Here is a 10422-nt window from a genome sequence, read left to right as displayed (position 1 = left end):
ATACAGAAGGGTAGTGAAGATGGAGTCGGGATCGGGTCCGGACTCGGGTCAGCAATCGGGTTCCGGCGAGGACGCGCAAAGCGCGTCCTCGCCTCCCCGCATCCGCTCTCGTATTCATTCCCCCCACCCGTCGGGCTGGGCCGAGGAGCACAGCCGAAAGTGGATCAGGGCGAGCGATTGTCTGAGCGCAGCGAGTTCGAGCTCGACCCCACTTTCGGCGAGCACCGCAGGTTGCCCCGTAGCGCAGCGCAGGGGACCCGGACCATCGGGTCGCCTTTTCTTTGGTGACTTTCTTTTGGCGACGCAAAAGAAAGTTACTTGCCGCCGGGCAACCCCCGGCTTGCAGGCACACCAAAGGGCGAGTTAACAAACGTGGATCCCGGATCAAGTCCGCAATGACAAGCAACCGGCCATGCGGGTTCATACAGAACCCTTCCGCCCAAACCTCTGCCCCATCCTGTCAAACGCCAAATAAATAACCGGCGTCGTGAACAGCGTGAGCACCTGGCTGACAATCAGGCCGCCAAAAATGGACAAGCCCAGTGGCCGGCGCAGCTCGGCGCCTTCACCCCAGCCCAGCATCAGCGGCACTGCCGCAAAAAGTGCGGCCAGTGTGGTCATCAGGATGGGTCTGAAGCGCAGCAGCGCGGCCTGGTGAATGGCTTCCTGCGGTGACTTGCCTTCGTTACGCTCTGCGTCAATCGCAAAGTCGATCATCATGATCGCGTTCTTCTTGACGATGCCGATCAGCAAAATGATGCCTATGATTCCGATCACGCCGAGGTCGGATCCGCTGATCATCAGCATCAGCAGCGCGCCCACACCGGCAGACGGCAGCGTCGAGAGAATTGTCAGCGGATGGATATAACTTTCATACAACACGCCGAGCACGATGTACACACAGATCACCGCCGCCAGAATCAGCCAGAGCTGGCTGGCCAGTGAGGTTTGGTAGGCCCCGGCCGCACCCAGAAAGGTCAGGGTCACGCTACCGGGCAGGGCGATGTCTTTGGCTGCGCCCTTGATCTCCTTGACCGCCTGGCCCAGCGATGCACCGGGTGCGGCATCAAAACCCAGTGTGGTGGCCGGGTACTGGGCCACGCGGGTGATTTGCAGCGGCGCCGGCTGCTCGGTGATGCTGGCCAGGCTGGCCAGTGGTGTGGTCGTGCCCGAGCCTGTCCGCAGTGGCAGGGTACCCAGTGCTGCTGGGGTGCCCAGCTGGTCCGGCATGGCCTCCAGAATCACGCGGTACTGGTTGGTCTCGGTAAAAATCGTCGAAACAATACGCTGGCCAAAAGCGCTGTACAAGGCATCGTCAATGGCAGAGGTGCTGACGCCCAGGCGCGAGGCCGTGTCGCGGTCCACCTTGATGTAGGCTGATGTGCCCTGTGCGCCCGCATCGGACGCAATGTTGCGCAGGGCAGGTAGCTGCTGCATGCGCTGCGCCAGTTTGTTGGCCCACAGCGTTACCACCGCGTTGTCAGCGCCTTCCAGCGACACCCTGAACTGGGTCGGCCCGGTCTCTGCATCAATCGTCAAATCCTGCGTGGGCTGCAGGTACATGGTGACACCCGCCACCGTGGCAGCGCGGCGCTGCAGCCGGTCCATGGTTTCTTGCTGGTTGGTGCTGCGTTCGCTTTTCAGGTTGATCAGCATGCGGCCGGTGTGCAGCATGGTGTTGTTGGCGGCATCCACCCCGATGAACGAGCTCAGCGTGGCCACATCCGGGTCTTCCAGAATGGCTTTGGCCGCCGCCTGCTGCAGCTCGGCCATGCGCGCATACGAAACAGACTGCGAGGTCTCGATGCGGGCCTGCAACTGGCCAGTGTCCTGCGTGGGAAACAGGCCCTTGGGAATCAGCATATACAGCAACACCGTCAGCACCAGCGTGGCCAGCGCCACCAGCAAGGTGGCGCCCTGGTGGCGCAGCACCCATGTCAGCCACTGGTCGTAGCGCGTGATCACGCCATCAAAAAATTTCTGCAGCCTCGCGCTGGTGGGGCTACCGCCGGTTTCGGGCTCGTGCTTGAGCCATCGCGCCGACATCATCGGTACGAGGGTAAGCGAGACCACCGCCGAGATCAAAATCGTGATCGCCAGCGTGACCGCAAATTCGCGGAAGAGCCGCCCCACCACATCCCCCATGAACAGCAACGGGATCAACACCGCAATCAGCGAGACCGTCAACGAAATGATGGTGAAGCCGATTTGCTGCGCGCCCTTGAGGGCTGCGGCCATGGGGGCTTCGCCTTTTTCGATGTAGCGCGAGATGTTTTCTATCATCACAATCGCGTCGTCCACCACAAAACCGGTGGCAATGGTCAGCGCCATCAGGCTCAGGTTGTTCAGGCTGTAGCCCAGCAAGTACATGGCGCCGCAGGTACCGATCAGCGAGATCGGCACCGCCAGGCTGGCGATCACGGTGGCGCGGATGTTGCGCAAAAACGCAAATATCACCAGCACCACCATGACCACGGCCAGCAGCAGCTCGATCTCTACATGCAAGACCGAGGCGCGTATGCCAGTGGTGCGGTCGCTCAGCACATCCACCTGCAGGGACGCCGGCAGGCCAGCCTGCAACTCAGGCAACCGGGCCTTGATGGCATCCACCGTGGCAATCACGTTGGCGCCGGGCTGGCGCTGCACGTTCAGGATGATGGCGGGTTTCAGTCCTGACCAGGCGCCCAACTTGATGTTCTCTGCGCTGTCCACCACCTGCGCCACGTCTTTGACCCGCACCGCGGCCCCGTTGCGAAAGGCAATGATCAGGTTCTGGTAGTCGGCAGCGGCCAGCAACTGGTCGTTGGAGTTGATCGAGTAGGAGCGCGTTGGCCCGTCAATGCTGCCCTTGGCGGCGTTGGCGTTGGCCGCGCTGATGGCGCTGCGCAGCGAGTCCAGCCCGAGACCGTAAGAGGCCAGGGCCCGTGTGTCGGCCTGAATACGCACGGCAGGCCGCTGGCCACCACTGAGCGACACCAGGCCTACACCGCTGACCTGGCTGATCTTCAGCGCGAGCCGGGTGTTGACGATATTCTGCACCTCGGTCAGCGGCATGCTGTCAGAGGTGATGGCCAGCGTCAGCACCGGCGCATCGGCGGGGTTGACCTTGGCATACACCGGCGGCGCCGGCAGGTCGGCTGGCAGCAGCGAGCCACTGGCGTTGATGGCTGCCTGCACCTGCTGCTCGGCCACATCAAGTGCCAGGCCCAGGCCAAATTGCAGCGTGACGATGGACACACCGGCGGCGCTGGTTGAGCTCAGGCGCTGCAAGCCCGCCATCTGGCCAAGCTGGCGCTCCAGCGGCGCGGTCACGGTTTGCGCCATCACCTCCGGGCTGGCGCCGGGGTACAGCGTTTGCACCTGGATGGTCGGGTAATCCACCTGCGGCAGGGCCGACAGCGGCAAAAATTTAAAGCCGACCAGACCGGCCAGCACAATCGCCACCATCAGCAGGGCCGTGGCAACTGGCCGCAAGATGAAAGGACTGGACGGGCTCATGTAGGCAGGCGCGTGGGTGCCGTCACTGGGCCGGCGCCTGGCTGGCCTGGCGGCGCCGTTCCATGATTTGCTGCCAGCGCGCCAGTGCAGTGGCATCACCCCGGTCTATCGCCGCCAGCAGTCCGGTGCGCCGCGCCAGCGCCTCCGGGTCGTCCTTGACCTGTTCCAGAAAACGTTTGCGCTGCTCAGCAGTGGGCGGTGTGCCAGCGCTGGGGGCCGGCGGTGCTGGGGGGGCCAGGGCCACCGGCGGGTTGGCCGGCGCCGGGCCAGCCGCCGCCGGTGCAGCAGAAGCAGACCCTGCAGGCCGGGGTGCGGGCGCGGGTGTGGCGCCTGGCACCGGGTTGTCAGTACGTGGGCCCGATGCCGCGCCCTGCGGCCTGCGCCCGCCAGCGGCTCCAGCGCCGCGTGCATCGCCGGGCAGCACCACACGTGCGCCGTCTTTCAGGCGGTCGGCGCCTTCGGTGATGACACGTTCACCCGCCTGCAGGCCAGAGGCAATCACAATTTTGTCCACCGTTGCCGGGCCGCGCTTGACGGGCCGCAGGCTGACGGTGCGCTCTGCGGCATTGAGCACATACACATAATCGCCGGTGCTGCCCAGGCGCACCGCCGTGACCGGCACTACCACGGCGTTTTCAATCGTGCGCACCAGTACCTGCACATTGACAAACTGGTTGGGAAACAGCGCCTGCTTGTTGTTGGTAAAACGCGCTTTGGCCTTGACCGTGCCGGTGGTGGTGTCCACCTGGTTGTCCAGCGATGCAAACACGCCGGTGTCCAGCGTGGCCGCGCGGGTGCGGTCCAGCGCGGTGACTTTCATGGCAGCGCCGCTGGCAGCGGCTTGTTGCACCTCACTCACCTGGTCTTGCGGGATGGCGAAGACCACATCAATCGGTGTGACCTGGGTGATCAGTGCAATGCCGTTGGCATCGCTGGTGTTGACCACATTGCCCACATCGACCGTGCGCAGGCCCACCCGGCCACTGACCGGCGCCACCACGCGGGTGTAACCCAGATTCAGTCGGGCAGTGCCTTCATTGGCCTTGTCGATCACCACTGTGCCTTCCAGCTGCTTGACCAGCGCGGCCTGCGAGTCCACCTCTTGCCGCGCAATCGAGTCCTGGCTCAAGAGCGTGCGAAAGCGCTGCAGCGTCACGCGCGCCGCTTCAAGTTGCGCTTCGTCGCGCTGGCGCTGGCCACTGGCCTGCTGCAGCGCCAGCTCAAACTGGCGCGGGTCAATGGTGGCCAGCAACTCACCGGCCTTGACCATCTGGCCTTCCTTGAACAACACCTTCTGCATCACGCCGGATACCTGCGGCTTGACCCGCACCGTGGCTTGTGATGTGACGGTGCCCAGCGCGTCCAGCAGGATGGGAATGCTGGTTTGTTCGGCAGTGGCCACACCCACCGTGGTGGCCGGGGGGCCGCGCCGTGCCCCGCCGCCAGGGCCAGCAGGCCCGCCGGGGCCGCTGGGCGTTTCAGTCGCGGGGCGCGTCAGGTGCCAGGCCAGCCAGCCGGTACCGGCCAGTGCCAGCACGGCAATCAAGCCGCCGACTATCTTGGCGCGGCGGCTCAGGCGTTTGCGGGGCGGTGTCTGGGGGCCGGAAGGCGGCGTCTCAATGGTCGGGTCCATCCGATGTCCTGGTTGCCTGCCGCATGCAAAAGCGCAGCATTTTTTTTGTACGGAATAGTCGCATCACTGGTCTGCGATGCCGCTTGGGCAGAGCGGTCCATCAGTGATGATGAATTATCACTTCAAGCCCTGAGAGGCAGTTGTAGCGTCTGAAAGAGCCCGGTAAACCTGCTGTAAAGAGTCGGCCTGCTGTCAACCGGACGCCTCCAGCGTGTCATCGGGTTTGCCGCCCACTTTCAAACGCTATATATTTGATAGCTGATTGCGCATGTTGCGCAAGGGCTGAGGGCCGATTTGATGCATCAAAGCAGAGCCGGAGGCACTAAAATTCCTCCTTTCTCTCTTTCTCTCTTTCTCTCTTCCCCCTTTTTTTTCTCGCAAGGGCCTTGTCCAGTGACCGTCTCCTCGACTTCTACTGCTTCCGGCCTGCACGTCTGCCGCGCCGACTACCACCACCCGGCCCATGCGCAGGCGCTGGTTGGTCTGCTCGACGCCTATGCCCGCGATGTAGCCGGTGGCGGCAAGCCGCTGGGCGATTTTGTCAAACAACATGTGGTGGCAGAACTGGCCGCAAGGCCCCAGGCCTTCAGCGTGCTGGCGTTTGACGGCACGCAACCCGTCGGGCTGGTCAACTGCATCGAAGGCTTTTCAACCTTCGCCTGTCGCCCGCTGGTCAATGTGCACGACGTGGTGGTGCTGGCCAGCCACCGTGGCCAGCGTGTCGGCGAGCAGATGCTGGTGCTGGTGGAGCAGCTGGCGCGCGAGCGCGGCGCCTGCAAACTGACGCTGGAGGTACTGCAGGGCAACCGCAGCGCCATCACCTTGTATGGAAGGGTGGGTTTTGCCGGCTACCAGCTCGACCCGGCGATGGGCCAGGCGCAGTTTCTGCAAAAGTGGCTGAGCTGAGCTGAGCTGATCTGATCAGACCAGCCCACGGCCCCCACGTCCGGTAGCCCGCCAGACGCAACCAGGCGGTCCCGCCACTGCGGCCCGGGGGCTCGCGGCGTTTTATGCCATGCCCTGAGCGCAGGCGCATGTTCCGGTCAGAGTCTTGTCCGGATTGACGGCGCAGGCGCCGGCAGGAGCTTGCGGTGCGCACCTGTTTTTCCGGCTGCGCCTGAACCTGACTCCCGCCATGACCAGGCTGGCGGCGATCAGGGCGGCGCCTGCCAGCAACAGGCCCGGGCCCGGGCTCGATGCCAGCGTTTCCCAACCCAGCCACCCCAAGCCAGCGAACGACAAGCCGCCCAGCAGGGGAATGGCCAGCGGTATGGCACAACATGCCGCGCATGCGCCGGCCACTCCGAGTGCGGCCAGGACAGGTTTTTTCATGCTTTTCTTTCAATACAAAGTGCGGGTCAATCCCCGTACACTCAATATAAAACCTCAAGTTACTTGAGATGCAAGAGGAAAATGATGAATGATATGTACCCGTCAGGGCTATTGCCCATAGGTGCACTGGCTGAGCGTTGCGGCTTGAGTGTTTCTGCCATTCGCTACTATGAAGAAGTCGGGCTGATCCCCGCAGCCATGCGAAAAGCCAGCGGCCACCGCGTGTACGGCAGTGATGCCCAGGAAGTGCTGACGCTGATCCGCCATTGCCGTGATTTCGGTTTCTCGATTGAAGACACGCGTGCACTGGTTTCCCTTGCCGCCAGTGAAGAAAGAGGCTGCGCCGAAGCACGGGACATCGCGCAAGTGCATCTTGATGCGGTGCGCGCCAAACTTGCCGAACTGCAGGCGCTGCAGACAAGCCTGGCCAGGTTTGTGAAATCGTGTGGTGAGCAATGCATCGGTGGCCCGGCCCCGAAATGCAGCATCCTCAAAGACATCAGCCTCGCCGACCCGGCGCCTGCAGTGCGCGGCGGATGCTGCACCTGACACAGCCGGGATGGAGGGCGATCAGGCCCCGGGCTGGATTTGCCCCGGCTTAATGGCCACGGTCCGGACCGGGCGGCCCGCGCAGCAGCAGCAGCGCCACCAGACCCAGCCCGCCCAGCGCGGCTGAAAACCATAAGGCCCCCGCGCCAAAGCGGTCAATCGCCAGCCCAAACAGCCAGGGCGACAGGGCTTGCGCAAAACGCGCCGGCACCATCAGCAGGCCCTGGCGCGCGCCATAGTCTTTGACGCCAAACAACACCAGCGGCAAGGTGCCCTTGGCAATCGTCAGCACACCATTGCCGGCGCCGTGTAACACGGTGAACAGCGCGCCCGCAGGTACGCCAGCCAGCATAAACACCACCGCGCCCAGCGTGTGCATGCCGCCCGCCACCCTCGCCGAGACCAGGGGGTGGATGTTGCGCAGCAGACCGTATTCCAGTAGCCGCCCGGCCACCTGCGCGGGGCCCACCAGGCCGGCAAACAGCAGCGCGGTGGCCAGCGGTACGCCGTGTACCTGCAGCAGGCGCGGCAGGTGCGCGGCCATGGCGGTGCTGATGAACCAGGTGATGGCAAACAACACGGCCAGCAGCACGGCGGTGCGGGTAGAACTTGCTGACGGTGAATCTTCAGCGGCTTTGGGCGTGGCCGTGGGCGCAGTCGGCTCGGCGTGCGCGCCTGGCAGCGCCGCGCGTGGCAACAGCAGATTCAGCGGCAGGGCCAGTACCAGGTGCAGTGTGGCCCAGACCATGCAGGCTGTGCGCCAGCCCCACTCCAGCTCCAGCCAGGCGGTCAGCGGCCAGCCCACGGTGCTGGCAAAACCGGCCAGCAAGGTGATGCCGGTGATGGCGCTGCGCGCGTTCTTGCCGTACAGGTGGACCAGCGTGGCAAAAGCGGCTTCATACAGGCCGGCGGCCATGGCCACACCCAGAATCGCCCAGGCCACAAACATACCCACAGGCCCCTGCGCAAAAGCCAAGCCCGCCAGCCCCGCTGCAAACACAAAACTGTTGGCAGCCAGCACCGGCTGACCGCCATGCCGGTCTATCAGCTGACCGGCCAGTGGCCCCAGCAAGGCAGACACCACCAGCGCCAGAGAAAAACCAAGAAAGACGGTGGGTGTGCTGATGCCCAGATCGCGCGCCATGGCCGTGGCCAGCATCGCCGGCAGGTAGTAGCTTGACGCCCAGGCCAGCGTTTGCGCCATGCCCAGGCTGGCCACAGTGGCGCTGCGGCGCTGGCCCCCGGTCAGCGCGCCTCGCAGCATCAGGCCTGGCCTGTGTGCCTGCTGCCTTCAAGCCAGCGGCTCAGCAACAGCCCTGCTGCAGCGCCCACGGCTTCGGCGATCACAAACCCCGGCGCACTGGCCGGCGCAATCCCGGCAAAACTGTCCGACAACATGCGGCCCAGCACGGCGGCCGGGTTGGCAAACGAGGTGCTGGCTGTGAACCAGTAGGCCGCGCCTATATAACAGGCCACCAGCGGCGCTGCCTTGCCGGCCGGTGCGCGCAGAATCACCAGAATCAGTCCGGCGGTGGCCACCGCTTCGGCCAGCCACTGGCCCCAGCCACCGCGCAGCTTGCTGCTGAGCTGGAGCACGCTCATGTCGAACATCGCGTTGGCCAGCCAGGCCCCAGCCACTGCGCCCGCGAGCTGGGCTGCTATAAAAAAAAGAGCTGTCTGCGTACGGCCAGCGTGGGTTGAAGGCGTTTTTGACCACAAAACCAGCGTCACCGTCGGGTTCAGGTGCGCACCGCTGACCGGGCCCAGCGTTTCAATCAGCACGTACAGCGCAAACACCGTGGCCAGCGTGTTGGCCAGCAGTGCGATGGCGGTGTTGCCGCCAGCCAGGCGCTCGGCCATGATGCCCGAGCCGATGACGGCGCAGAGCAGGCCGGCGGTGCCCAGAAACTCGGCGAACAGGCGCTGCGCCAGTGGCGGCGTGGGGGCCGGGCTCATGCCTTGCAGCACGCCGGGCTGAGCATCGACAGCACCTGCGCCCAGTAAGACCGATGCGCGGGGTAGTCGCTGGCGGCGTAAAGGCCAATTGTTTTGGGGCCAGCCACCCCACGCGGGTAATGAAAAGTGCCAAACACCTGATCCCACAGCATGATCGCGCTGCCGTAATTGCTGTTGCCTTCCTCCGGCCGGTTCGAGTGGTGCCAGCGGTGCAGTTCATTGGTGCTGAAAACATGGTTCAGCCAGCCGTGGCGCAGCGGCAGGTTGACGTGTTGCAGCATCTGCACCGGCTGGGTCAACGCGATGTAGCCAAGCAACACGTCTGCCGACACACCCAGAAGCATCAGAGGCAAGAGGCTCAAGCCATGTTTCAGTGCGTACTCCAGCGGATGGACGCGGAAGTTGTTGATCGAATAAAGGCGCTCGCTGCCATGGTGCAGCGCATGCAGCCACCACAGTGCCGGCTGTGTGTGATGCCAGCGATGCGCCCAGTATTTGCCAAGCTCTGCCAGCAAGGTGGCCAGCAGCACCTGCAGCACAAAGGGCGCTTCGACGGGAAACAACCCGTTCGCCGGCTGCACCAGGCCGTACACGCCGACGACCAGCAGGGGCGACAGCCATTTCAGCAAGGGCTGCACCGCACCGGCAAGCAGGCCGAAACTGATCCAGTCGGTCAGGCGGTCGCCGCGTGGCCTGTTCCATTCGGCTTGATGCGGCATGGTGCGCTCCAGCAGCATGGCGAGGCCGAGAGCGCCCAGGCTGCTCAGCAGGATGGCGAGTTCCATGTTGCCGCCAGTGTGCCGGGCATAAAGAAAAGTGCCAACACTGACCAGTACCGCAGCGGGCAACAGCCCCCAGGAGATGATGTTTTTCATAGGAACAGGAAGAAAAAATAGAAAAAGAAGCGACAGAAAATCAGGGTCGTCCCGCCAGCTCGCGCGCGGTCTGCTGCACCATGGCACGCGCCAGCTTGTCGGCCGGCAAATTGATCAACAACTCGAGCCGTCTGTGGATGGCGTGCAGGGTCTGGCGAAAGGCTTCGAGCTTGTTCGCCTCATCGCCGTCGCCCTCGGACGGGTCGGCATAACCCCAGTGCGCGGTGGCGGGCTGGCCGGGCCAGTAGGGGCAGACTTCGCCGGCCGCGTTGTTGCACACCGTGATCACCAGATCCATGTGCGGCGCCTCCGAAACGGCAAACTCGTCCCAGCTTTTGCTGCGCAAACCCTCGGTGGAAATGCCCGCGTTTTGTAGAACCTGCAGGCCCAGCGGATTGGGTTGCTGGTTGTCGCGCGGGCTGCTGCCGGCCGAATAAGCCTTGAAGCGGCCCTTGCCGATGTGGTTCAGCACTGCTTCAGCCAGAATGCTCCGGGCGGAATTGTGGGTGCACAAAAACAGGACGTTGAGGGGGCGCTCGGCCATGAAAGTTCTCCGGGGCGATGGGTTGAGGTTTTGAT

Annotated in this window: 9 protein-coding genes; 2 read left to right on the top strand and 7 right to left on the bottom strand. The window is 64.0% G+C overall.

The features are described from left to right. Window positions 1-420: 420 nt before the first annotated feature. Together Q8L50_RS07540 and Q8L50_RS07535 are read right to left on the bottom strand one after the other, a co-directional pair. On the bottom strand, window positions 421-3498 hold the full coding sequence (locus Q8L50_RS07540; protein WP_305348051.1) for an efflux RND transporter permease subunit: 3078 nt from the start codon (window positions 3496-3498) through the stop codon (window positions 421-423). A gap of 22 nt (window positions 3499-3520) precedes the next feature. Beyond that, window positions 3521-5131: an efflux RND transporter periplasmic adaptor subunit gene (locus Q8L50_RS07535; RefSeq protein ID WP_305348046.1), complete on the bottom strand. Its 1611-nt coding sequence runs from the start codon at window positions 5129-5131 to the stop codon at window positions 3521-3523. A 393-nt stretch (window positions 5132-5524) separates the two neighbouring features. Here Q8L50_RS07535 and Q8L50_RS07530 point away from each other — a divergent pair, with 393 nt between their 5' ends. Then, window positions 5525-6037 carry a GNAT family N-acetyltransferase gene (locus Q8L50_RS07530; protein WP_305348045.1) on the top strand — a complete coding sequence of 171 codons (513 nt, stop codon included), beginning with the start codon at window positions 5525-5527 and terminating at the stop codon, window positions 6035-6037. A gap of 102 nt (window positions 6038-6139) precedes the next feature. Here the strand turns inward: Q8L50_RS07530 and Q8L50_RS07525 are convergent, their stop codons facing one another. Further along, window positions 6140-6463: a hypothetical protein gene (locus Q8L50_RS07525; RefSeq protein ID WP_305348044.1), complete on the bottom strand. Its 324-nt coding sequence runs from the start codon at window positions 6461-6463 to the stop codon at window positions 6140-6142. Window positions 6464-6547: 84 nt separating this feature from the next. On the opposite strand from Q8L50_RS07525, the gene Q8L50_RS07520 reads away from it, so the two are divergent. Continuing rightward, on the top strand, window positions 6548-7012 hold the full coding sequence (locus Q8L50_RS07520) for a helix-turn-helix domain-containing protein (RefSeq protein ID WP_305348043.1): 465 nt from the start codon (window positions 6548-6550) through the stop codon (window positions 7010-7012). A 49-nt stretch (window positions 7013-7061) separates the two neighbouring features. On the opposite strand, the gene Q8L50_RS07515 is transcribed toward Q8L50_RS07520, so the two are convergent. The 4 genes from Q8L50_RS07515 to Q8L50_RS07500 are packed head-to-tail and all read right to left on the bottom strand — an operon-like array spanning window position 7062 to window position 10387. Beyond that, on the bottom strand, window positions 7062-8276 hold the full coding sequence (locus Q8L50_RS07515) for an MFS transporter (RefSeq protein WP_305348042.1): 1215 nt from the start codon (window positions 8274-8276) through the stop codon (window positions 7062-7064). Beyond that, complete coding sequence (locus Q8L50_RS07510) at window positions 8276-8968, bottom strand: MIP/aquaporin family protein (protein ID WP_305348041.1); 693 nt, start codon at window positions 8966-8968, stop codon at window positions 8276-8278. Before Q8L50_RS07510 ends, Q8L50_RS07515 begins: the two co-directional genes overlap by 1 nt. Then, window positions 8965-9843, bottom strand: a complete 879-nt coding sequence (locus Q8L50_RS07505) for a sterol desaturase family protein (protein WP_305348040.1) — start codon at window positions 9841-9843, stop codon at window positions 8965-8967. The genes Q8L50_RS07510 and Q8L50_RS07505 overlap by 4 nt, the downstream gene beginning before the upstream one ends. 40 nt (window positions 9844-9883) lie before the next feature. Beyond that, window positions 9884-10387, bottom strand: coding sequence for an arsenate reductase ArsC (locus Q8L50_RS07500; RefSeq protein ID WP_305348039.1), 504 nt, complete (start codon window positions 10385-10387; stop codon window positions 9884-9886). Between the last annotated feature and the right edge of the window lie 35 nt (window positions 10388-10422).

Origin of the sequence: Polaromonas sp. (genome assembly GCF_030680935.1) — a bacterium.
Lineage (GTDB): Bacteria > Pseudomonadota > Gammaproteobacteria > Burkholderiales > Burkholderiaceae_C > Polaromonas.
Note: the sequence above shows the minus strand (reverse complement) of the source record. Positions and strands in the feature narration are given on the sequence as shown.

What these genes read in the sequence shown, in the direction of transcription:
- Q8L50_RS07515 (WP_305348042.1), bottom strand. Translation starts at nt 8,276, where the DNA reads ATGCTGCGAGGCGCGCTGACCGGGGGCCAGCGCCGCAGCGCCACTGTG.
- Q8L50_RS07500 (WP_305348039.1), bottom strand. Translation starts at nt 10,387, where the DNA reads ATGGCCGAGCGCCCCCTCAACGTCCTGTTTTTGTGCACCCACAATTCC.
- Q8L50_RS07525 (WP_305348044.1), bottom strand. Translation starts at nt 6,463, where the DNA reads ATGAAAAAACCTGTCCTGGCCGCACTCGGAGTGGCCGGCGCATGCGCG.
- Q8L50_RS07520 (WP_305348043.1), top strand. Translation starts at nt 6,548, where the DNA reads ATGAATGATATGTACCCGTCAGGGCTATTGCCCATAGGTGCACTGGCT.
- Q8L50_RS07535 (WP_305348046.1), bottom strand. Translation starts at nt 5,131, where the DNA reads ATGGACCCGACCATTGAGACGCCGCCTTCCGGCCCCCAGACACCGCCC.
- Q8L50_RS07510 (WP_305348041.1), bottom strand. Translation starts at nt 8,968, where the DNA reads ATGAGCCCGGCCCCCACGCCGCCACTGGCGCAGCGCCTGTTCGCCGAG.
- Q8L50_RS07505 (WP_305348040.1), bottom strand. Translation starts at nt 9,843, where the DNA reads ATGAAAAACATCATCTCCTGGGGGCTGTTGCCCGCTGCGGTACTGGTC.
- Q8L50_RS07540 (WP_305348051.1), bottom strand. Translation starts at nt 3,498, where the DNA reads ATGAGCCCGTCCAGTCCTTTCATCTTGCGGCCAGTTGCCACGGCCCTG.